The 23,154-nt window shown below is 54.2% G+C and carries 21 protein-coding genes; 20 read left to right on the forward strand and 1 reads right to left on the reverse strand.

Annotation, left to right across the window (positions count from 1 at the left end; all coding sequences use genetic code 11):
* Nucleotides 1–233: 233 nt before the first annotated feature.
* From smc to ACI48J_RS09565, 15 genes are all read left to right on the forward strand, one after another.
* Nucleotides 234–3,812 carry a chromosome segregation protein SMC gene (gene smc / locus ACI48J_RS09495; protein ID WP_405082584.1) on the forward strand — a complete coding sequence of 1,193 codons (3,579 nt, stop codon included), beginning with the start codon at nucleotides 234–236 and terminating at the stop codon, nucleotides 3,810–3,812.
* 144 nt (nucleotides 3,813–3,956) lie between these two features.
* On the forward strand, nucleotides 3,957–4,946 hold the full coding sequence (ftsY, locus tag ACI48J_RS09500; RefSeq protein ID WP_405082585.1) for a signal recognition particle-docking protein FtsY: 990 nt from the start codon (nucleotides 3,957–3,959) through the stop codon (nucleotides 4,944–4,946).
* 209 nt (nucleotides 4,947–5,155) lie between these two features.
* The gene (locus tag ACI48J_RS09505) at nucleotides 5,156–5,506 is read left to right on the forward strand and encodes a putative DNA-binding protein (protein WP_009673356.1); all 351 of its coding nucleotides are present in this window, start codon (nucleotides 5,156–5,158) and stop codon (nucleotides 5,504–5,506) included.
* Nucleotides 5,507–5,596: 90 nt separating this feature from the next.
* Nucleotides 5,597–6,958, forward strand: a complete 1,362-nt coding sequence (gene ffh / locus ACI48J_RS09510; protein WP_326055812.1) for a signal recognition particle protein — start codon at nucleotides 5,597–5,599, stop codon at nucleotides 6,956–6,958.
* 51 nt (nucleotides 6,959–7,009) lie between these two features.
* Nucleotides 7,010–7,282, forward strand: a complete 273-nt coding sequence (gene rpsP / locus ACI48J_RS09515; RefSeq protein WP_009673359.1) for a 30S ribosomal protein S16 — start codon at nucleotides 7,010–7,012, stop codon at nucleotides 7,280–7,282.
* 27 nt (nucleotides 7,283–7,309) lie between these two features.
* Nucleotides 7,310–7,540, forward strand: a complete 231-nt coding sequence (locus ACI48J_RS09520) for a KH domain-containing protein (protein ID WP_009673354.1) — start codon at nucleotides 7,310–7,312, stop codon at nucleotides 7,538–7,540.
* A gap of 182 nt (nucleotides 7,541–7,722) precedes the next feature.
* Nucleotides 7,723–8,244, forward strand: a complete 522-nt coding sequence (rimM, locus tag ACI48J_RS09525) for a ribosome maturation factor RimM (protein WP_405082586.1) — start codon at nucleotides 7,723–7,725, stop codon at nucleotides 8,242–8,244.
* Complete coding sequence (trmD, locus tag ACI48J_RS09530; protein ID WP_405082587.1) at nucleotides 8,241–9,029, forward strand: tRNA (guanosine(37)-N1)-methyltransferase TrmD; 789 nt, start codon at nucleotides 8,241–8,243, stop codon at nucleotides 9,027–9,029. The genes rimM and trmD overlap by 4 nt, the downstream gene beginning before the upstream one ends.
* A 214-nt stretch (nucleotides 9,030–9,243) precedes the next feature.
* Entirely contained in the window at nucleotides 9,244–9,585 is a 342-nt protein-coding gene (gene rplS, locus ACI48J_RS09535; protein WP_042232818.1) for a 50S ribosomal protein L19, read from the forward strand.
* Between the two features lie 82 nt (nucleotides 9,586–9,667).
* Nucleotides 9,668–10,303, forward strand: a complete 636-nt coding sequence (gene lepB, locus ACI48J_RS09540) for a signal peptidase I (RefSeq protein WP_326055816.1) — start codon at nucleotides 9,668–9,670, stop codon at nucleotides 10,301–10,303.
* Between the two features lie 36 nt (nucleotides 10,304–10,339).
* A complete protein-coding gene (ylqF, locus tag ACI48J_RS09545) occupies nucleotides 10,340–11,212 on the forward strand; it encodes a ribosome biogenesis GTPase YlqF (RefSeq protein WP_326055819.1) in 873 nt (290 codons plus the stop codon).
* Between the two features lie 159 nt (nucleotides 11,213–11,371).
* Nucleotides 11,372–11,980, forward strand: a complete 609-nt coding sequence (locus ACI48J_RS09550) for a ribonuclease HII (protein WP_405082588.1) — start codon at nucleotides 11,372–11,374, stop codon at nucleotides 11,978–11,980.
* A 55-nt stretch (nucleotides 11,981–12,035) separates the two neighbouring features.
* The gene (locus ACI48J_RS09555) at nucleotides 12,036–14,141 is read left to right on the forward strand and encodes a hypothetical protein (protein WP_405082589.1); all 2,106 of its coding nucleotides are present in this window, start codon (nucleotides 12,036–12,038) and stop codon (nucleotides 14,139–14,141) included.
* Nucleotides 14,138–14,512, forward strand: coding sequence for an EscU/YscU/HrcU family type III secretion system export apparatus switch protein (locus ACI48J_RS09560; RefSeq protein WP_326050771.1), 375 nt, complete (start codon nucleotides 14,138–14,140; stop codon nucleotides 14,510–14,512). The genes ACI48J_RS09555 and ACI48J_RS09560 overlap by 4 nt, the downstream gene beginning before the upstream one ends.
* Before the next feature lies 1 nt (nucleotide 14,513).
* On the forward strand, nucleotides 14,514–14,888 hold the full coding sequence (locus ACI48J_RS09565; protein ID WP_405082590.1) for a YraN family protein: 375 nt from the start codon (nucleotides 14,514–14,516) through the stop codon (nucleotides 14,886–14,888).
* A gap of 336 nt (nucleotides 14,889–15,224) precedes the next feature.
* On the opposite strand, the gene ACI48J_RS09570 is transcribed toward ACI48J_RS09565, so the two are convergent.
* A complete protein-coding gene (locus ACI48J_RS09570; RefSeq protein WP_405082591.1) occupies nucleotides 15,225–16,820 on the reverse strand; it encodes a YifB family Mg chelatase-like AAA ATPase in 1,596 nt (531 codons plus the stop codon).
* 165 nt (nucleotides 16,821–16,985) lie between these two features.
* Between ACI48J_RS09570 and ACI48J_RS09575 the strand changes: the two genes are divergently transcribed.
* The 5 genes from ACI48J_RS09575 (at nucleotide 16,986) to topA (ending at nucleotide 23,119) form a co-directional block, all read left to right on the forward strand.
* Complete coding sequence (locus tag ACI48J_RS09575) at nucleotides 16,986–17,246, forward strand: hypothetical protein (protein ID WP_326050775.1); 261 nt, start codon at nucleotides 16,986–16,988, stop codon at nucleotides 17,244–17,246.
* 311 nt (nucleotides 17,247–17,557) lie between these two features.
* Entirely contained in the window at nucleotides 17,558–18,718 is a 1,161-nt protein-coding gene (sucC, locus tag ACI48J_RS09580) for an ADP-forming succinate--CoA ligase subunit beta (protein ID WP_405082592.1), read from the forward strand.
* A 66-nt stretch (nucleotides 18,719–18,784) separates the two neighbouring features.
* A complete protein-coding gene (sucD, locus tag ACI48J_RS09585; RefSeq protein ID WP_009674484.1) occupies nucleotides 18,785–19,717 on the forward strand; it encodes a succinate--CoA ligase subunit alpha in 933 nt (310 codons plus the stop codon).
* A gap of 122 nt (nucleotides 19,718–19,839) precedes the next feature.
* Nucleotides 19,840–20,952 carry a DNA-processing protein DprA gene (dprA, locus tag ACI48J_RS09590; protein WP_405082593.1) on the forward strand — a complete coding sequence of 371 codons (1,113 nt, stop codon included), beginning with the start codon at nucleotides 19,840–19,842 and terminating at the stop codon, nucleotides 20,950–20,952.
* A gap of 70 nt (nucleotides 20,953–21,022) precedes the next feature.
* A complete protein-coding gene (gene topA, locus ACI48J_RS09595) occupies nucleotides 21,023–23,119 on the forward strand; it encodes a type I DNA topoisomerase (protein WP_326050783.1) in 2,097 nt (698 codons plus the stop codon).
* The last annotated feature ends 35 nt before the right edge of the window (nucleotides 23,120–23,154 follow it).

Raw genomic sequence — 23,154 nt, forward strand, 5'->3', positions numbered from 1 at the left:
AGCGGCTTCGGGGTGCCTTCCCGGCCGTAAGCTTTGGCAGTTAGGACAGCCGTGAACGCAGCCCGCCAATCCTTACAAAGCGGCTTTTCTTGCGAAAAGCCGAGCATGCTTATGAAGTAACTTTTCCTGCGAAAAGTTTTGTGGCGCTTACGAAGTAACTTTGCTGCCCGCAAAGTTTTGTAGTCCTTACGAAGTAACTTTTCTGACGAAAAGTTTTGAGGTGAAAAGAATCTATGTTTTTGAAGCGGATTGAATTATCCGGATTTAAATCGTTCGCGGACCGCACGGAGCTGGAATTCGTCAAAGGAATCACCGCAGTAGTCGGTCCGAACGGCAGTGGGAAGAGCAACATTTCAGACGGCATCCGCTGGGTGCTCGGGGAAACGAGCGCGAAGAGTTTGCGCGGCGGCAAGATGGAAGATGTCATTTTTGCCGGCAGCGACGCGCGCAGAGCCGTTAATTACGGCGAAGTATCGCTTACACTCGACAATACGTCCCAGTCGCTGCCTCTCGATTACAACGAGGTGACGGTCAGCCGGCGTGTGCACCGGAGCGGAGACAGCGAGTATTTTATAAACAAGCAGTCCTGCCGGCTGAAAGACATTACCGAACTGTTTATGGATACCGGAATCGGCAAAGAGGCGTATTCGATTATCGGCCAAGGCCGGATCGAAGAAATTTTGAGCAATAAATCGGAAGAGCGCCGCAGTATTTTTGAGGAAGCATCCGGAATCGTCAAATATAAATCGCGCAAGAAGGAGTCGGAGAAGAAACTTCAGGAAACCGAGCAGAACCTTCTGCGCATTCATGACCTCGTTACGGAGCTGGAAGATCAGATCAATCCCTTGCGGGAGCAGGCGGAGAAAGCGATCCGCTACAAAGAACTGAAGGAAGAACTGAAGTACAGCGAAATCGCCGTATACGTTCACCAGATCGATCAGATCTATGTCTCCTGGTCGGAGACAAACGAGAGGCTTACCGCTTTGAAAAAGGAGCAGCTCAGCTTATCCACGTTTGTCAGCCAGCACGATGCCCAATTGGAGAAACACCGCTGGGAAACGAAACGGCTGGAGGAAGAGCTGGAGAAGCTTCAGGAAACCCTGCTGCAAATTTCCGAGGATTTCGAAAAATGCGAAGGCCACGGCGAGGTGCTCAAGGAACGGAAGAAAAATTTCGCTTCCAACGAACAGCAGCTGGAGCAGACCATCGTTATTCAGGAAACGAGATTTTCGGAGAAAGAAGCGGAGCTGGCCGGGCACCGTGAGAAAATCGTACATATCGGCGCGCAGCTGTTCGAGTATCAAGCCAAGCTGTCCGAAGAGGAGAATCGTCTCCAGGGGGTCAGCGGCGGCTTGAATTCCGGGGTGGAGGATCAGCTGAAATCCGAGCTCCTCGATAAAATGAACGCGATGGCGCAGTGCCGCAACGAAATCCGTTATGCGGAGCAGCAGCTCGAATCGTTGGCGCGGCGGCTTCAAAAGCTGGAAGAAGAAGGGCAGAAGAGGACCGCTTTGCAGTCCGAGATCGCCGCCCGCAAGAAGCAGCTTGAAACAAAACTGGAGCAGACCCGTAAAGAAGTCGAGAAGATCCGCTCCGCTTATCTCGATTTGAGCGAAAGTCTCAAGAAGAAGCAGACTCTGCTGGAAGAATCGTCCGGCATGCTGCGCAAATGGGAGCAGCGGATCGACGCGCTCACATCCAGACGCGACACGATGAAAGAAATGCAGAACGATTACGACGGCTTTATGCACGGCGTTAAGGAAGTGTTAAAAGCCAAGAACCGTTCCGACGGGCTCAAAGGGATCCACGGGGCCGTAGCGGAGCTTGTCAGCGTGCCGGCGGAAATCGAGCTGGCCGTGGAAACGGCTCTCGGCGGAGCCCTGCAGAATATCGTCGTGGCGACGGAAGCTTACGGCCGCGAAGCGATCGCCTTCCTGAAGCGCCGGCAGATGGGGCGCGCGACGTTCCTGCCCATGGATGTCATCCGGGGACGTTCGATCGGTGAAAGTGAGCGCGGTGCGCTGACGACTTCGAACGGGTTCGTGGGCATCGGGGTTGACTTGATTAAATTCGACCCGCAGTATCACAATATTTTTTCCAGTTTGCTGGGTACGGTTATTATTGCGGAAACGCTGGAAGATGCGAACCGGATTGCCGCCAAAGCGCACTACCGGTACCGTGTCGTTACGCTTGAAGGAGATATCGTGAACCCGGGCGGTTCCATGACAGGCGGGAGTCTTCAGAAAAAAAGCTCCAACCTGCTCGGCCGCCAGCGGCAGATCGAGGAGCTTGACGGCGAAATCGCGGCTGCGGAGACGCAGCTTCAGCAGCTCAAGACGAGGGCTTCCCAGGCCCGCAAAGAGATTGTCGAAGACAACGCGAACCTGGAAGAACTGCGGGGGCGCGGTGAGCAGAAGCGGATCGAGGAACAGCAGATCCGCGCGGATCTGGCTCCGCTTGAAGCGGAAGTGCGCCGCATGGAGGAGCAGCTGACGCTGGAGCGCGACGACCGTTCGACGCTGCTTGAGGAACGCGGCCAGCAGGAGCGCAGCATCGAAGAAAACCGCCGGCAGCTCGAAGAACTGCAGCAGGAAGAGGAGGCGCTCCAGCAGGCCATCCGGGACGCCGAGTCTTCGCGCAAAGCGAACGAATCGGCGAAGGAGGAGCTGCAGAACCAGCTGACGGATCTCAAGGTTCGCGTCGCTTCCGCTTCGCAGGAGAAGCAGTCGCTGCAGGATCAGCAGCGGAGGCTCCAGCAGGATCTCGCGGAAGCGAAGCAGGAGCTGGAGATGAACCGCCGTCAGCTGTGGCAGCTTCGTGCGGAGATGGAATTCCATGCGGAAGAAAGCGTCAAGCAGGTGGAATTGCTCAATACGCTGAAACTCCGCAAGCAGAAATGCACGGAGGACATCGAGTTCAAGCGTTCCGAACGCGCGGGGTGGATGGACAAGCTCCAGCAGGCCGAGAACGAAACCCGCGAACAGCGTACGCAGCTCAAGCAGGTGGAGGAGCAGTGCCTGCAGCACGAGGTGCGTGTGAACCGGCTGGACGTGGAGCTTGAGAACCTGCTCAAAAAGCTTGGCGAAGAGTACGAAATGAGCTACGAACTCGCCAAAGAACGCTACCCGGTGCCGGAAGATATCACCGGCGCACAGAACAAGGTTCGCGATCTGAAGCGCTCCATCTCTTCGCTGGGCGATGTCAACCTGGGCGCCATCGAGGAATACGCCCGCGTGTCCGAGCGTTACGATTTCCTTTCCGTCCAGAAGGACGATCTGGTGGAGGCGAAAACAACGCTCTACACCGTGATCCGGGAGATGGACCAGGAAATGTCGAAGCGCTTCAAAACGACTTTCGATGCGATTCGCTCCCATTTCGTGGTCGTTTTCGTGAAGCTGTTCGGCGGAGGCCGGGCGGATCTGATTTTGTCCGATCCGGAAAATTTGCTGGAGACGGGCATCGAGATCGTAGCCCAGCCTCCGGGCAAAAAACTGCAGAACCTGCAGCTGCTCTCCGGCGGGGAAAGAGCGCTCACGGCGCTTGCGCTGCTGTTCTCGATTCTGCGCGTCAAGCCCGTTCCGTTCTGCGTGCTGGACGAAGTCGAGGCGGCGCTGGACGAAGCGAACGTGACCCGTTTTGCCGAGTATTTGCGCGAATTCTCCGAAACGACCCAGTTTATCGTGGTCACGCACCGCAAGGGAACGATGGAGGAAGCGGACGTGCTGTACGGCGTTACGATGGAAGAAGGCGGCGTTTCCAAGCTTGTATCCGTACGGCTTGAAGACGAGGAAGCAATGATTTCCGCTTCTTGACGAGAAACGGCGATTCCGGGAAACAAGTATCGTCCGGGGAACCTGATTTCACGGGCGGTAAATCCGGTTATATAAACGTGTATTTCGATCAGCCACTTTTCAGGCTCTTTAAGAGCCATTTCAGAAAGCGAGGAACAGCTTCAGATGAGTTTTTTTAAACGGTTAAAAGAGAGCATTTCGAGCAAAACCGAGGCGGTAACGAATAAATTTAAGGAAGGTCTCACCAAAACGCGCGATGTGTTCGTGGATCGTGTGGACGATCTCTTCAGCCGCCGCAAAAAAATCGACGAAGAGTTTTACGAGGAGCTGGAAGAAATCCTGATCGGCGCCGACGTCGGCGTGAGCACGGTCATGGAACTGATCGAGCAGCTGCGCGTTGAAGTGCGCAAACGTAAAATCGAAGATCCGAACGACCTTCAACCGGTGTTGTCCGAGAAGTTGACGGAGCTCCTGAAGGGCAGCGAAGACAGCAGCATCAGGCTGGCTCCGGGCGGGCTGAGCATTATTTTGTTCGTCGGCGTTAACGGCGTAGGCAAAACGACCACAATCGGTAAAATGGCGCATATGTACAAATCGCAGGGTAAAAAAGTCATCCTGGCCGCAGGCGATACGTTCCGGGCTGGCGCGATCGAGCAGCTTGAAACGTGGGGACAGCGTGTAGGCGTGGACGTCATCAAGCAGCAGGCGGGTTCCGACCCGGCGGCTGTCATGTTTGACGCCGTACAGGCCGCGAAAAACCGCGGGGCGGACATTCTGCTTTGCGATACGGCGGGACGTCTGCAGAACAAGGTGAACCTGATGGAGGAGCTCAACAAGATTTACCGCGTGATCCGCAGGGAAGTTCCCGATGCTCCGCATGAAGTGCTTCTCGTGCTGGACGCCACGACAGGTCAGAATGCCCTTCAGCAGGCTAAAATGTTCGGCGACAAAACCGGCCTGACCGGCCTCGTATTAACGAAGCTGGACGGTACGGCGAAAGGCGGCATCGTGGTTGCGATCCGGCAGGAGCTGAACATTCCCGTAAAATTCGTGGGACTTGGCGAGAAAATGGACGATTTGCAGCCGTTTGATTCTGAGCAGTTCGTTCATGCGTTGTTCGGCAAATGGATCGCCGAGGACAAAGCGGAGGCTTAACGGGCCTCCGACCCGAGCCGAATCCCGTGCGGTTGGCCCAGTTCGTATGCTTGAAAGGTACTTGTGCGCGAGCCTTCCCGAAGGCGGTATTTCGCAGTGTCGCGATTTTTTTGGCTGACAAGGTGAAGGGCTTGACATCCCATCCGACATCCTTTAATATAAGGACTGTTGCTGGTGTAAAGTGCATAACCTTGACGGAGGCGGGCCCTATGACGGAAGATCGCATTCTGGAGAAAACGAACCGAATTAATCTTCTGTTTGATTTCTACGAGCCCATGCTGACGGACAAACAGCAGGCTGTGCTTAAACTGTACTTTCACGACGATTACTCTCTCGGAGAAATCGCCGAGCAATTCAAGATCAGCCGCCAGGCTGTTTACGAACATGTGAAACGCGCGGAGCAGATGCTCGAAGATTACGAGAGCAAACTTCTGCTGCTGACGAAACACGAACGCCGCTTGAAGCTTCTGAGCGAGGCGGAGGAGCTGCTGCTCCAGTCGCCGGGCGACCTTGCGGACCGGGCCGCGGATTACATGCGCCGGATCGTTCATACGGAATAGAACGAATAACTCTGCCGAAGGCAGAGACCCATACATGTAAGAAGACGCAAGTTCAAAGCAATTGAAACAAGCAGGAAGGAGGCGGTTTAGATGGCATTCGAAGGATTAACCGGCAGGCTGCAGGGCGTATTCGACAAACTCCGGGGCAAAGGCAAGCTGACGGAAGAAGACGTGAGCGAGGCGCTTCGCGAAGTGCGTCTGGCTCTTCTGGAAGCCGACGTTAACTTCAAAGTAGTCAAAGACTTCATCGCCAAGGTGAAAGAGCGCGCGGTCGGACAAGACGTGATGAAAAGCTTCACCCCCGGCATGGTCGTCATCGACATCGTAAACAAAGAGCTTACCGACCTTATGGGCGGAACGCACACGAAGCTGGCCAAAGCGAACAAACCGCCTACCGTTATTATGATGGTCGGTTTGCAGGGTGCGGGTAAAACGACAACGTCCGGCAAGCTGGCTAAAATGCTGCAGAAGCAAAATCACAAGCCGCTGCTGGTTGCCTGCGATATTTACCGACCTGCTGCCATTAAGCAGCTGGAGGTGCTGGGCGAGCAGCTGAAGGTTCCCGTGTTTTCCATGGGCGACCAGGTCAGCCCCGTCGAAATCGCGAAGAACGGGCTTCAGTTCGCCAAGGACAACAACAACGACTATGTGATCGTCGATACGGCCGGACGGCTGCACATTGACGAAGCGCTTATGGATGAGCTGAAAAATGTGCGCGAAGCCGTCGGCCCGCACGAAACGCTGCTGGTCGTCGACGCGATGACGGGGCAGGATGCCGTCAACGTGGCCGAGAGCTTCCACAAGCAGTTGGAGCTGACGGGTGTCGTCCTGACCAAGCTCGACGGCGATACGCGCGGCGGTGCCGCACTTTCCGTCAAAGCCGTTACCGGCTGTCCCATCAAGTTCGCCGCAATGGGCGAGAAAATGGACGCGCTGGAGCCTTTCTATCCGGAGCGGATGGCTTCGAGAATTCTCGGCATGGGCGATATGCTCACCCTGATCGAGAAGGCTCAGGCGGGTATCGACGCGGATAAAGCCAAGGAAATGGAACGCAAGATGCGTAACGCCGAGTTCACGTTCGACGATTTCCTCGAACAGATGGAGCAGGTGAAGAAGCTCGGTCCGCTGGACCAACTGCTGGATATGCTCCCGGGAGCCGGTAAAATGAAAGGCATGAAAGACCTGAAAGTCGATGATAAGCAGATGGGCCGTGTCGAGGCCATCGTTAAATCGATGACGAAGGAAGAGAAACGCAAGCCTGAAATCATTAATGCCAACCGGCGCAAACGCATCGCGCTCGGCAGCGGCAATTCCGTTCAGGATGTCAACCGGCTGCTGAAGCAGTTTGAAGATATGCGCAAAATGATGAAGCAGTTCTCGGGCATGATGAATCCCAAAGCGATGAAGAACATGAAGAAGCTGGGCAAAGGGTTCAAGTTTCCGTTCGGTTAACGGCCGGCGGTTTCGATACAAGGCGTTTATTCTATGTGGGAGGTGATATTCATGGCAGTTCGTATTCGTTTGAAGCGTATGGGTGCTCACAAAGCTCCTTTTTATCGTGTAGTTGTTTCCGATTCCCGCTCTCCGCGTGACGGACGTTTTATCGAGGAGATCGGTTACTATAACCCGGTAGCTCAACCTGCAGTCGTTAAAATCGACGAGGAGAAAGCACTGAAATGGCTCCAAAACGGCGCGCAAGCGTCCGATACGGTTCGTTCCCTGTTCAGCAAAGCAGGTCTTATGACCAAGTTCCACGAGTCTAAGCTGAAGAAGTAATCCTACCCAGGCATTTCGGAGGTCTTTATGAAAGAGGTCATTACCGTTATCGCGAAGGCACTCGTGGATCATCCGGAAGACGTGCGTGTGAATGCGGTGGAAGGCGAGAACAGTGTCGTTTATGAGCTGTCCGTACACCCGGGTGATGTCGGTAAAGTTATCGGCAAACAGGGGCGTATCGCCAAAGCTCTTCGCACAGTCGTCACGTCAGCTGCAGTTAAGGAAAACAAACGGGTTACCGTTGAAATTATGTCATAGAGGAAAAGGTTAGGATCATTCCTAGCCTTTTTCTTGCATCTGAACACGAAAAACCGTTTCCTGCCGGAAGGGCGTCCGAGGAAACAAGACCGGACAGGCGGACGGAACCCGGTTTTGAGCATTTTCGGCGTCCGGGACCGGAACAAGTATGGAAACGGGACAGAGGTGGAAAAATAAAGGATATGAGCGATAAATTATACACGGTCGGGACCATCGTCAATACGCACGGTTTGCGGGGCGAACTGAAAGTCGTGCCGCACACGGACTTTGCCGATCAGCGCTTTGCGGTCGGCAGCAAGCTGGTCATCGAGGATGCTAAAGGTAAACTTACACCGGTGACCATTAAAAGCACACGGCTGCACAAAAATATGTACATTGTCCAGTTCAAAGAGTTTTCTCACATCAACGAGGTCGAACTTTTAAAGGGCTCCCTGCTTCGGGTGGAAGAGAAATACCTGGAAAGTCTGGATGAAGACGAGTACTATTATCACGAAATTATAGGCTGCAGGGTTCTGACCGAAGAGGGCGAAGATCTCGGCACGATTCAGGAAATCCTGACGCCGGGAGCTAACCATGTATGGGTGGTAGGAAGACCCAATAAAAAACAGCTGCTTCTCCCTGTAATTGACGACGTGGTGCTCGATGTGGATGTGGAAGAAAAGGTTGTAACGGTTCATCTACTGGAGGGGCTGCTCGATTTATGAACATAGACGTGCTGACTTTGTTTCCTGCCATGTTTGAAGGCGTGTTTACATCAAGCATTTTGGGCAAAGCCCGGGAAAAAGGCATCGTGAATCTGTCCACCGTAAATTTCAGGGATTTTGCAGGCAACAAGCATAACACGGTGGATGACTATCCATACGGCGGCGGCGGGGGAATGGTGCTTAAACCGGACCCGATCTTCGCGGCGGTTGAGTCCCTGCTTGATGTGCCTTCGAGCGGCTTGGAAACGGCCGGAGAGCCGATTTCGACGGGTGCCAAGCCGCGTGTCATTCTGATGTGTCCCCAAGGCGAGACGTTTACCCAGCGGAAGGCCGAAGAGTTGTCCCGGGAAGAACATCTTATTTTTATTTGCGGGCACTATGAGGGCTACGACGAACGGATACGGGAGCATCTCGTGACGGACGAGCTGTCTATCGGCGACTATGTGCTCACGGGCGGAGAGCTTCCGGCCATGGTGGTGATCGACAGTGTCGTGCGTCTGCTTCCCGGCGTACTGGGCAACGAGCAGTCGGCGGTGACGGATTCCTTCAGCACAGGTCTCCTGGAGTATCCGCACTACACGCGTCCCGTTGAGTTCAGGGGATGGACCGTACCGGATGTGCTGATTTCGGGCCACCACGCGAACATTACCGAATGGCGCCGGCTGCAGTCGCTTTACCGCACGTTCAAACGCAGGCCCGAACTGCTTGAGAATGCCGAGCTGACGGATAAAGAGCAACGCTGGCTGCGTGAAAAGAGGGCCGAGGAAGAGGAGCAGAAGGGCTGAGAGCGATCCGAAATCGGGATTCCTCACAGCTATTCCGAATCTTTTCTACCAAAACAGAAAATACGAACGATTTTGGTTGTTTTTCTGTTGAACGTATGATAGAATATCCAATGTTGTGTTGTTTGAATCGGGTGGTCCTCTACGCATACAAACATGGTTTTGGCAGCTAAGAGATGGCGGAATGAACACCTATTGTGGAAGGAGGGAATCTTAAATGAATCTCATTCAGGAAATTACGAAAGAACAATTGCGTTCTGATATCCCGAGCTTTCGTCCCGGCGATACTTTGAAAGTATTTGTAAAAGTAATCGAGGGAACCCGCGAACGCGTTCAGCTGTTCGAAGGTGTCGTGATCAAGCGTCGCGGCGGCGGAATCAGCGAAACGTTTACAGTTCGTAAAATTTCTTACGGCGTTGGCGTGGAAAGAACACTTCCGCTTCATTCTCCGAAGATTGAAAAGATTGAAGTAGCTCGTCGTGGTAAAGTTCGTCGTGCGAAACTTTACTACCTGCGCGGTCTTCGCGGTAAAGCGGCTAGAATTAAAGAAATTCGATAATAAAGACCGAGGGGGCTTGTTTTCAAGTCCCCTTTTAGTTTCTTAAAAGCTCATGTTCATTTGATCAGGAAATGGGGTTTGGATGATGGAGAGAAGAGAGCAGGAAGTTTCGGCCGAAACCGAAAATGTGGCAGCTCCGGCGAAAAATCCCGTAAAAAAGGAAGCGTGGGAATGGATCAAAGCCCTGCTTATCGCTGCCGTTCTTGTATTTTTGATTCGTTGGCTGCTGTTTGCCCCCTTCATCGTCGAAGGTCCCTCCATGGAACCGAACTTTCATACGGGTGAACGGTTAATCGTAAATAAGATCAAGTATAAATTCAGTGAACCGAAACGGGGCGAAGTCATCGTGCTTCATGCGCCGGAAGGTATCGATTATATCAAACGGATCGTGGCTCTGCCAGGAGAAACGATCAAGGTAGACGGCGACAAGGTATATGTCAACGATAAGGTTATTGAAGAGCCTTACATAAAAGAAGCCATAGATAATGCGGTAAAAGAAGGGCATGCTTATAACAGGCGCAATTTCCCCGAAGCGGGCAGCGAGGGCACGACAGAGATTAAAGTGCCGGACAAGTCCGTATTCGTTATGGGGGATAACCGCTCCAACAGTAAGGACAGCCGTTTCGCAGAAGTCGGGTTTGTTTCATACGATAAAATAGTCGGCCGTGCGGATCTGGTGTTCTGGCCCCTAAATAAAGCAGGTTTCGTGCACTTCTGATGAAGAAGTGCTCGTTTTGTATGCAGAGGTGATAGGATGACGATTCAATGGTTTCCCGGCCATATGACCCGGGCAAGAAGACAGATCGAAGATAAATTGAAGCTCATCGACGTGGCTATCGAGCTGCTCGACGCGCGGATTCCGATGTCCAGCCGCAATCCCATGGTCGATGATATCCTCAAGGGAAAGCCGCGCCTCGTTCTTTTGAACAAGGCGGATTTGGCGGACCCCGCGATTACGGCGGAATGGGTGAAGTATTTTACGGACCAAGGCTTGAAAGCTTTGCCGATTGATGCTTCTTCCGGTACCGGAGTGAAAGAGATTTTGCCGAGATGCAAAGAACTCATGAGCGCCAAAATCGAAACCCAGCTTCGTAAAGGCATCAACCCTAGGGCCATACGTGGACTCATTGTGGGAATTCCGAACGTGGGGAAATCCACTCTGATTAACCAGTTGGCAGGGCGGAAAATTGCGAATACCGGTGATAAGCCGGGCGTCACGAAAGGCCAGCAATGGATTAAATTCGGAACGGATATGGATCTTCTCGATACGCCGGGAATTTTGTGGCCAAAATTCGATGACCAGAACGTGGGCATGAAGCTGGCGGCAACGGGTGCGATTAAGGAAGAAATTCTGCATCTAGACGATATCGCCTTCCATACGATCCGTTACATGACCGAGTACTACGGTGAACGTCTTAAGGAGCGCTACGGAATCGAGGAGCTTCCCGCGGACAGCGAGAATCCTAACGAAGTCATCGAGGTGATGGAGGCCATCGGCCGAAAGCGCGGAGCTATAATCAGCGGCGGACGCGTTGATCTCGACAAGACCTCCCTGCTGTTTTTGCGTGAACTTCGTTCCGGAAAGTTAGGACGGGTTTCGCTCGAAGTGCCGGAAGAGTATCTATAGGTGTCGGCTGTCTTTTACAGCCATATGATAGGATAAAGCGGCTCAACGTGCGCAATCTTCTTCGAAAACGGAGAGGATTGGTCGCACGTTTTTTGTTGTTTGTGTGGGACAATGTGTCGTTTCTTCCGGTATAATGGAGAACGGGAGGAGATTGCAGCCATGCTTCATGAAGAAACAGGATTATGGGAGAAAGGCTACTCCCGCATAGCGGGTGTGGATGAAGTGGGACGCGGTTGTTTATTCGGAGATGTCGTTGCGGCCGCCGTTATTTTGCCACAGGGTTTAATTTTGGAAGGCGTGGACGATTCCAAAAAGCTTTCCGAGAAAAAACGCGAAGAATTGTACGATGTGATTATGAAAGAAGCGATTGCCGTGGGCATCGGTACGATAGATGTAAAAACGATTGACGAAATCAACATTAAACAGGCTTCCAGGCTGGCCATGAAACTGGCGGTGGAGCAGCTTAGCCCCGCACCCGATTTTTTACTGGTCGACGCGGAGAAAGTGGATTTGAATACCCGGCAGATGGCGATCATTCACGGGGATGCGACGAGCCAGTCGATTGCGGCGGCCTCGATTATCGCCAAGGTTACCCGGGATAGAATGTGCCGGGAATGGGATAAGCTTCATCCGGAATACGGCATTGCCAAGCATAAAGGGTACGCGACCCGGCAGCATAGGGAAATGCTGATCGAATACGGGCCGACGCCTCTGCACCGGAAGCTTTTTATCCGGAATGTCATGGTTATGCAGCAGGAGTTATTTTAATCGAGGTTCCGGCCGATATATACATAAAGAACGCGAAAACGAAAGGCGGGTCGGCGTGAACATAAGCGGATTGATTCGTGGTTTGGCCGGCAGTATGCAGGCGGCGGAGCCCAAAACATTGGAGTTGAAGCCCGGACAGGTTGTCAAGGGTGTGGTTTTGCAGGTTTACGATAATCAGGAAGCCCAAATGTCCATCGACGGCGTACAAGTGAGAGCCAAGCTGGAGACTCCCCTGGCGCCCGGGCAGACCGCATGGCTGCAAGTGCAGCCGGAAAGCACGGGTGGACAGGTCGTACTTAAACCGGCAGCGGGACCGGCTGTGCCGGCGACACAAGAAGAGATCGGACAAATGCTGAAGCAGACGGGATTAAAAGATACGGCGGTGAACCGCGAGCTTGTCCAGATGATGAAGCAGCAGGGTATCCCGCTGACGAAGGAAGCGGCAGCGCCGCTCCAAGAGGTCATGAGCAGGATTCCGGCTTCCGTAAAGCCCGAGCAGTGGGTGCAGGCGGTGGGCGTGGCCGTAAGCAAGGGTCTTCCCTTGACAGCGGACACGGTTGGAGCCATTCACCAAGCTTTATTCGGCAAGCCATTCGGAGAAACGCTGCAAAATCTGGCTCAGACATTAAGCGGGCTGCTGAAAAACGGCGGCCTGGCCGAAGGAACAAACGGCAGCGGAGAAAAATTGCTCCGGCAGTTAGCCGATGTTTTGCGGACGATGCAGGATACGGCTGCGGAGGTGGGGGGGAAACCGGCCTTGAACGGAACCGCGACCCCTTCGGAAAACGGAACTGGCAGGCCGGGATTCCCGGCGGGAACGCCAACGGCAAATTCCGGAGGCGGTACGGGAACCGCCGTGCAGGCGGATACACGCCTGCCGGGAGCAGTTCGCCCCGATGGAAGCGGCGGTACTGCGCAGGCCGCGGGTCAAGGCCGCCAGGCGCCGCCGGGGACATCGGGCTTGCCGCAGCCGACAGCGGGAGTACCCGCTGATGGCGGCGCCAGGCTGACGCCGTTTGCCGCGGGTATGCAGGCTGGCGCTGGCGCTGCCTCAGAGCTGCCGCAAGGAGCGGTCCGGCCTGGTGCGGGTGCACCCGCGCCAGGTACGCAGGCGCAGGCTGCCGGCGGCACGTCCGCCGGGCAGACAGCGGCGCAAGCGGGCGGTGGCGCTCCAGCCGCGGCCCCGGGCACGCCTGCCGGCGGTCCGGCGGGGCTGACGCCTGCCCCGGGACGCCCCGCAGCAGGCGGAGAACCGCCTGCGCAGGCGTCGCCCGGCACGGCTGCCGCCGGCGTCGCGCGGCCTGACGGCGCGGCAGCCCAGCCGCAGCCCGCGCACCCGGCAAGCGCGCCGCGTGCGGCGGCCGATGCCCACGCGGCGCAGGCAGCCGCCAGCCCGGACGGCGCCGCCGAGGCGGACGCCGCTGCAGGCGAACAGCGCCCGGCGGCAGGCAGCGGCTGGGTGCGCGAGCTGCTGCGAGCGGTGGGCGTCGACCACGAAAGCCGCCTCCTGAGGCAGCCGGGCAGCACCGCCCACGCAGGCGGGACCCACTTGGCCGCGGCCGGCGAAGGGCAGGTTGCGGCGCTCAAGGCGGACAGCGCCGAGACGCTCAAGAGCCTGCTGCTCCAGCTGACGGCGGCCGACGATCTCTCGGCTCCGATCCGGGAGTCGGCACAGCAGGCTCTGCAGCAGATTACGGGGCAGCAGCTGCTGCTTTCGCCGGACCGCAGCGGGGTGTTTACGCATGTGACGCTGTTTGTCCCGCTTCTCGGCGCGGACGGACAGCCTACGGCAGCCGTTCACATCCAATCCCGCAAAGGCAGACGCGGAGAACTGGATGCGGAGAACTGCCGGCTGTTGTTTGACCTCCAAATGAAATCGATGGGCCACACGCTGGTGGACGTCGGTGTAATGAATAGAATGGTCAGTCTGCAAGTGTTTAATGACGAGCCGATAATCGGCGAGCTGCTGAACGGCTCCAAAGAAGAGATTGCAGCCGCCTTGGATAAACTCGGCTATCAGTTTCTCTCTATGAAAACAGCGGAATATCCGAAGGCGTCGGGAAGTTTCAAGGGCGGGGATTCCGGCTCTTCTCTAAGCGCGGTTATGATGGATACCATCGTGCCGGGAGAAGCCTACCGGGGAGTGGATCTGCGTATATGAATTTTTCTGCCAAGCAAGACCGGACTCCGTCAAACTCAGGTCCCTCCAAAGAAGCGGCTGAGGGAGAAGGTGCGGGATCCCATGCGATCCGCAAAGCGGTTGCCTTGAAATATGCGCCCGGAGAGCAGAAAGCGCCTACGGTCATAGCGAAAGGGAAAGGCAAAGTCGCAGAGGCCATTGTCGAGAAAGCAAGGGAGAGCGGAGTTCCCGTACAGGAAGACGCTTCACTTGTGGAAGTACTCTCGAAGCTGGAGCTCGATCAAGAAATACCGGGGGAGCTCTATCAGCTTGTCGCCGAGGTGCTCAGCTACATTTACCGGTCGGACAACCGTATGAAGGAAATGAGAGACAGTCAGCGGAAGGGGCTGTAACATGGCGTTTTCGCCTTTATCCCGAAAAGCTCTGGGGCGGTACGGAGAGCAGAGGGCGGAAGAGTATTTAGCCGCTCAAGGTTACGGTATTGCAGCCCGCAATTGGCGCTGCCGCTCGGGTGAGATCGATCTTATAGCCGAAGCGGACGATCAGCTTGTTTTTGTCGAAGTGCGTACGCGCAGGCTTACGGGACGGTTCGGTACGGCGAAAGAATCCGTAGACGCCCGCAAACAGCTGAAAGTGCGTCAGATCGCCCAAATGTACCTGTATGCCGCCAGGCAGAGCGAACGCAAGGTGAGATTCGATGTGATCACGGTCGAGCTGACACCAGAAGGAGAGTTTAACCGTCTCGAGCATCTGACGGGAGCGTTTTGAACGAACGGTTTGAAGTTCATAAGTTCCGTTCTGTCCGAAACTTCAGGCCGGACATGCAAGATGATCGTGAAGAAAAGGCGCCCGTCGCTTGAACGGGCGCCTTTTCTTGTTTCGTACCGTGTGAAGTCCCCGCGGGCCGGAAGAAACGCCGCATGACGGTGATCAATTACAAGGTGTTTTGCATGCGGGTAAGGGAATGCAGCGAATTTTTGTCACGCATTGGGGTCTTCGCTTTTGCGGTATTTTTGCGCGATTTTGAAATGACGGCTGTATTGCGTTTAGAGTCTCTAAAAAAACCAGCCCCTTCCGTTCCGGGACGATCTCCCGCGTGCATCGCTAAAGGGAATAAGATTTGTCGAGATTTCTGTATTGGATCGCTTCGGCAATGTGTCCGTAAGTAATCTCGTCGCTTGTTTCCAGATCCGCGATCGTCCGCGCGATTTTCAAAATCCGGTCATGTGCCCGAGCACTTAAGCGGAGCCTGTCGAATGTCTGCCGGAGAAGGTCTTCGGCTTCGGGCGGCAGTACGCAGTATTTACGAAGCCATTTGCCGCCGAGCTCTGCGTTAAAACGCATAAAACTGCCTTCATAACGAAGCTGCTGCCTTCGGTGAGCGGCAAATACCTGCCGGCGCATGTCTTCAGAGGAGAGCGAAGGACGCTTGTCACTCATGGCGATATAATCCAGCCGGGGAACTTCTACATGCAAATCAATCCGATCAAGGAGAGGTCCCGAAATGCGCGCTCTGTACTGTCTGATTTTAAGCGGAGAACAAATGCAGCATTGTTCGGCGGTCTCGGTTCCGTAAAATCCGCACTGGCAGGGGTTCATGGATGCGGCAAGCAGGAAGCCGGACGGGAAGGTGAAGGAGGCGCGTGCCCGCCCTATGGTTACCTTACGGTCCTCCAAAGGCTGGCGCAGCACTTCCAGCACGCTCCGCGAAAACTCGGGAAGCTCATCCAGAAAAAGGACGCCTTGGTGAGCCAGGCTGACCTCCCCGGGCCTCGGTACGGAGCCGCCGCCAATGAGACCGGCCGCCGAAACGGTGTGATGAGGCGAGCGATAGGGTCTTTGCCGCATAAACCGGCTGATCGTGCCCAATTTTCCCGATACGCTGTAAATTTTCGTCACCTCAAGCGCTTCTTCGTCGGACAGAGGCGGAAGTATACCGGGTATCCGGCGGGCCAGCATCGTTTTGCCCGTGCCGGGAGGACCGATAAATAAAATATTGTGCATACCGGCCGCAGCAATCATGATGGCTCTCTTGGCGTGATGCTGCCCGATTACATCGGCATAATCATCGGAGGCCGCCACGGGGGCATGCATCTCGGCAGGGACACCGGGACGGGCGGGAAGAGCTTCGCAGGAGAAGAATACCGAAGCGGGTTCGGTTTCCGAAAGGGAGGCGCCGTCTGCTGTCACGCCGCGCTTGCAGGGGGCCCCCAGCTCGCTCAGACTGCTTATCCCCTGGACTTCAGTCCCTGAAATCAGGCGGGCTTCGTCCACATTGGCCAAGGGCAGCAGAACGCGCCGGATTCCTCTCCGGCGGGCGGCATCGACCATGGAGAGCACCCCCGGTACGGGGCGGAGGCCGCCGTCAAGCGCCAGTTCTCCGACAAGGAGACAACCGCCTACGCCGGGCAGCTGAATCTGGCCGCTTGTCAGCAGAATGCCGGCGGCAATGGCGAGGTCGAATGAGGCGCCTTCTTTTCTCAGGTCGGCCGGGGCCAGATTGACCGTTATACGTTCAAGAGGAAACTGAAACCCGCAGTTTTTGATGGCGGAGCGTACACGGTCGATCGATTCTCTGACGGCGGTGTCGGGAAGTCCGACCACGTTGATTTGCGGGAGCCCGTTTGCGATATCGATTTCCACCTCGATGCAGATTCCGTCGATTCCGTGCAGGCATGCCCCGGTTACTTTACCATACATGTAAAAACACCTTCTCCCTTCACAGTGGACAGGTCAAAGGTGCTTCCTTATGATCCGTTTCGTTGTTATTTCATGGTTATTTGGTTAGTATACCAAAAATACCCAAACATGAAAATGTTCTTTTAGCTGCGGATAATTGGTCATACTAACTCCGAGGTGATTGATATGCAGGATAAACCGTATTTCTGCCCGAACTGCCGCTCCAACCGGGTCAAGTTCAGTCTGATGACCAGCTATTCGCAGCCTTTTGTGAAAGATGCTCTCACGGGAGCCGTCACGGAATCCAGTGAAGCGAACGCGATCGCCCAGAGCGAGCCGACGATACAGTGCCAGGTATGCAGCTTTGTCGGTAACGAGATGCGATTTGTCAAGCAGGCGGAGCGCGAGCCCCGCACCGTGACCCAGGTCAGCCCGACTTACGTATAGGCAGTTGTGCATTCAAGCGCTTCCTGAACCGGACGGGGATGGAAGTGCTTTTTTCATGAAGAGGGTGGAAGAAGAGTTAACGATTTCCTGAGCAATTAGAAAAAACGATTTCTTTTTTAAAAAGAGAGGAAACTGTCGACAAAAAGTGATACAATTATCGATGGCAAATGTTTGTCCGGACCCCAAAAGAGCCGGGCAGGATTTCCCCTGTCAAACGGCGAATACCCTACGTTGATTATGCGGATAGATTCGAAGCTTGAATGAGGTTTCGTGCATACAGGGAGAAACAATACGTTTAGGAGGATTTGCAAATGAATATCCATGAGTATCAAGGCAAAGAAGTCCTGAAGCAGTACGGCGTTGTCGTACCTCAGGGCAAAGTGGCGTTTTCCGTGGATGAAGCGGTCGAAGCAGCTAAAGAGCTGGGCACTCAGGTCGTAGTTGTCAAAGCGCAAATTCACGCAGGCGGCCGCGGTAAAGCGGGCGGCGTGAAAGTAGCTAAAAATCTGGACGAAGTCCGGACTTATGCGGAGCAAATCCTGGGCAAGGTGCTGGTCACTCACCAAACCGGTCCCGAAGGCAAGGAAGTTAAACGCCTGCTCATCGAGCAAGGCTGCGATATCAAGAAAGAGTACTACATAGGCGTAGTTGTCGACCGTGGAACGGGCCGTGTTACAATGATGGCTTCCGAAGAAGGCGGTATGGACATCGAGGAAGTGGCGGCTAACACTCCGGAGAAGATTTTCAAAGAAATCGTCGATCCGGCAATCGGCCTGCAAGCATTCCAAGCTCGCAAACTGGCTTATGCCATTAAAATCCCTCAAGAACTCGTGAATAAAGCGGTTAAGTTCATGCTTGCCCTTTACACCGCGTTCGTTGAAAAAGATTGCTCCATTGCCGAAATCAATCCGCTCGTCGTAACCGGCGACGGCAACGTAATGGCGCTTGACGCGAAACTTAACTTTGATTCCAACGCACTGTTCCGTCATAAAGACATTCTGGAGCTGCGCGACCTCGAAGAAGAAGACGAGAAGGAAATCGAAGCTTCCAAATATGACCTCAGCTACATCGCCCTGGACGGCAATATCGGCTGTATGGTTAACGGCGCTGGACTTGCCATGGCTACGATGGATATCATCAAGCACTACGGCGGAGACCCGGCTAACTTCCTTGACGTAGGGGGCGGTGCTACGAAAGAGAAAGTTACCGAAGCGTTCAAAATCATTCTTTCCGACTCGAAAGTAAAAGGCATTTTCGTCAATATTTTCGGTGGAATCATGAGATGCGACATTATTGCCGAAGGCGTTGTCGCCGCAGCCAAGGAATTGGGTCTGAACCGTCCGCTTGTCGTTCGTCTTGAAGGCACCAACGTGGATCTCGGCAAGAAAATCCTGAATGAATCCGGACTGAACATCGTTTCCGCGGATTCGATGGCTGACGGCGCGCAGAAAATCGTTGCGCTCGTTAAGTAATTCCGGTCATTGAGTACGTACAAGCTTTCTTTTCTTCAAAAAATTCAGGGGATGTGAATAATTACCATGTCTATTTTGATTGATAAAAACACAAAAGTCATTACCCAAAACATGACGGGTAAGACCGGTATGTTCCATACACTCGGCGGTCTTGAATATGGTACGCAAATGGTAGCCGGCGCGGTTCCGGGAAAAGGCGGCACGCAAGTCGATTTCACGCTTGAAAACGGCTCTACCGTGACTCTTCCGGTTTACAACACGGTACAAGAAGCGAAGGACGCGACAGGTGCCACGGCATCCGTTATTTACGTTCCTCCGGCTTTCGCGGCCGATTCCATCATGGAAGCCGTTGACGCGGATCTTGATCTTGTCATCTGTATCACCGAAGGTATTCCGGTGCTTGACATGGTGAAAGTTGCCCGTTATATGGAAGGCAAACGCACCCGTCTGATCGGACCGAACTGTCCGGGCGTCATTACGCCGGGCGAATGCAAAATCGGCATTATGCCGGGCTACATTCACACTCCGGGCCACGTGGGCGTAGTATCCCGCTCCGGTACCCTGACGTATGAAGCGGTTCACCAGCTTACAACCCGCGGCATCGGCCAGTCTTCCGCAGTAGGTATCGGCGGCGACCCGGTTAAAGGCTCCGAGTTTATCGATATTCTTCGACTGTTCAATGAAGATCCGGACACCTATGCGGTTATTATGATCGGTGAAATCGGCGGTTCCGCTGAAGAAGAAGCGGCCGAGTGGATTAAAGCGAACATGACGAAGCCGGTTGTCGGCTTCATCGGCGGTAAAACTGCGCCTCCGGGAAAACGTATGGGCCACGCAGGCGCCATCATTTCCGGCGGTAAAGGTACGGCGGCTGAGAAAGTGGCGACACTCGAAGCTTGCGGTATCCGCGTAGCGGCGACTCCTTCCGAAATGGGCTCCACTCTCGTGAGCGTCCTGGAAGAAAAAGGCCTGCTGGAAAAATGCATCACTAAAAAATAATAGAGCCGCCGGTTTCGGCGCTTTTATGGATGGTAAGCAACCTTCCAGTTCCCTTTGGGAATTGGAAGGTTTTTTTGTTTAGGGCTGTAAAATTTGTGAATGACAAGGGAGTGTTTTATACTATGGAGAATCGCTCTGTACTTATCGGGCTTCACGGCATAACCGGAGTGGGATGGAAGACCATTGACCTGCTGGTCCGGTCATGTTCCGATTTGAAGGATTTGCTGCTCTGGTCAGCGGGCGAATACGCCAAGCTTGGCCTTCCGGCAGCCAGAATCCAGCGGTTAATAGATGAATTGACTCCATTTAAAATTGAAGCTTCATTAGAAAAGTACGAGTCGCTCGGCATCGGCTTTCTGACCCGCTTCGATCCCGGCTACCCGCGGCTGCTCGAAGAAACCGCTCAGCCTCCGTGGGTCCTCTACTGCAGAGGCCGGCAGGAGATCCTGCAAAGACCGGCCCTAGCAGTCGTCGGCACGCGGACACCGACCGCCTACGGGCGGAAAGCCGCGCGGGAACTCAGCCTGGCTTTGTCGGCCGCGGGCTTTGTGGTCGTAAGCGGTTTGGCGCGTGGCATCGATGCGGAGGCTCACCACGGGGCCAAAGACGGAGCGGGCGGAACGGCTGCCGTGCTCGGTGTGCCGCCGGATCGGATTTATCCGCCGGAGCATACGAGGCTGCATGAAGAAATCATCGCCTGCGGAGGTCTCGTCGTGTCCGAGTACCCGCTCGGTACGGTTCCGCACCCGGGATTATTTCCGATGCGCAATCGGGTGATTGCCGGCGTCAGTCTGGGTGTGATCGTGGTGGAGGCGGCCGAGAGAAGCGGCTCCCTGATTACGGCGGATCTCGCCCTGGAGGAATCAAGGGATGTATTTGCCGTCCCGGGTCCCATCCATTCTCCCAAGAGCAGAGGAGCGCTATCGCTTATCAAGCAGGGGGCCAAAATGGTGACGGATCCCCGGGACGTTTACGAAGAATATTCCCATTTGATGTCCTCCCTGAGTGGACAATTGGGAGCCTCGGCTAAGCAGGCCTCCGTGCCGTCACTGGAACAACAGCTGACAGAAGACGAGGCGATTCTTTATCGATTGCTGTCGAGCGTGCCTGTCCCCATTGACGTCCTCCTGGAGCAGACTCAATTTACGTTTGGACATTTGCATTCAGTTCTGATATCCTTGCTATTGAAAAAGGTGATAGCGGAGCTTCCAGGCTCTTCTTACGTTTCTATATGAAATTTCTATTAAAAACGATGATGATATACATGCAGCAGCAGATGACACTGAGGGGAGGAGCATTCGACCGATGGCAGACTCATTAGTGATTGTAGAATCACCGGCTAAGGCCAAAACGATCGGTAAATATTTGGGAAGTAAATATATTGTAAAAGCGTCGATGGGTCATATTCGGGACCTGCCGAAAAGCCAGATCGGTGTGGAGGTTGAACGCGACTTCGAACCGAAATACATTACGATCCGCGGTAAAGGCTCCGTTTTGAAAGAATTGAAGGATGCCAGCAAAAAAGTGAAAAAAGTTTATCTCGCAGCTGACCCGGATCGCGAAGGAGAGGCTATCGCCTGGCATCTGGCGCACTATCTGGAGTTAAACGATACCGATAACTGCCGCGTCGTATTCAATGAGATTACGAAGCAGGCGGTTAAAGACGCGTTTAAAACACCGAGGCCGATTAACATCGATCTGGTGAACGCGCAGCAGGCCCGGCGTATACTTGACAGGCTTGTGGGATACAAGATCAGTCCTCTTCTATGGAAGAAAGTCAAAAAGGGCTTATCCGCCGGACGCGTCCAATCCGTAGCCGTCAAACTCATTATGGACCGGGAAAACGAAATCAAGGCTTTCGTTCCCGAAGAGTACTGGACCATTACCGCTATGCTTGAGGCAGGCAAAGCCCACTTCGAAGCGAAATTTTACGGCATGGACGGCGCCAAGAAAGAGCTCGGTTCCGAGGAAGAAGTTCAAGCGGTCCTGAAAGCGATTGAAGGAGCTCCTTTTGTCGTGAAGGAAGTGAAAGAAAAAGAACGGCTTCGCAATCCATCGCCGCCGTTCATTACAAGTTCGCTTCAACAGGAGGCGGCCCGTAAACTCAATTTCCGAGCGGCCAAAACCATGTCCGTAGCGCAGCAGTTATATGAAGGGATCGACTTGGGCAAGGAAGGTACGGTCGGTTTAATTACTTATATGCGTACCGATTCCACGCGTATTTCTCCGGTAGCCCAGGAAGAGGCCAAGGAATACATCTTGGGTAAATACGGGGAAAGCTTTTACCCGGAAACCCCACGCGTCTACACGAAGAAGGGTTCCAATACTCAGGATGCGCACGAAGGGATTCGTCCTTCTTCCGTAACGAGGGATCCGGATTCCGTTAAGGAATTTTTGTCGCGGGATCAGTTCCGCTTATACAAGCTGGTGTGGGAACGCTTCGTTGCGAGCCAGATGTCGTCCGCCGTGCTGGACACGATGACCATCGACTTGAACGTCGGAAACACGGTTTTCCGGGCGGTCGGCTCCAAACTCAAGTTTCCGGGATTCATGAAAGTATACGTGGAAGGCAACGATGACGGCACGACGGAAGAAGACAAATTGCTTCCTCCGCTTAAATCCGGAGATCAGGTCGTTTCCAATGAAATTCAACCGAAACAGCACTTCACCCAACCGCCTCCGCGGTATACGGAAGCCCGTCTCGTACGAGCTCTCGAGGAACTGGGCATCGGCAGGCCGAGTACATACGCCCCGACGCTTGAAACGATCCAGAAGCGGGGATATGTAGCCATTGAGGAGAAGAAGTTCGTGCCCACCGAGCTGGGAGAACTGGTTATCCAGCTGATGAGCGAGTTTTTCCCCGAGATTCTGGATGTGGAATTTACCGCACAGATGGAAGAAGAGCTTGACCACGTAGGCGAAGGCAAAGAAAACTGGGTCAAAGTTCTCGACGAATTTTACAGTTCTTTCGAAAAACGGCTGGAGTTCGCCGAGGAAGAAATGAAGGAAATCGAAATCCAGGACGAAGTTTCGGATGAAATTTGCGAGAAGTGCGGTAAACATCTTGTTTATAAAATGGGACGCTTCGGCAAGTTTCTTGCCTGCTCGGGTTTTCCGGACTGCCGCAACACCAAACCGATCGTTAAGGATATCGGCGTCACATGCCCGAAATGCAAAGAAGGTAAAGTCGTGGAACGCCGCAGCAAAAAGGGCCGTATTTTTTACGGCTGCGACCATTATCCCGAATGTGACTTCGTGTCTTGGGACAAACCGGTTGCCAAGCCCTGCCCGAACTGCGGCTCGATGATGATCGAGAAGCGGACGAAAACATCCGTCAACCACCAGTGTGTAGAGTGCGGATTTAAAGAAGAAGTAAAAGATGAAGCAAACGACGAAGGCTGATCGGATTGCTAACGATTGAACTAGAGGTGTGAACA

Origin of the sequence: Paenibacillus chitinolyticus (assembly GCF_045038035.1) — a bacterium.
Lineage (GTDB): Bacteria > Bacillota > Bacilli > Paenibacillales > NBRC-103111 > Paenibacillus_F > Paenibacillus_F chitinolyticus_A.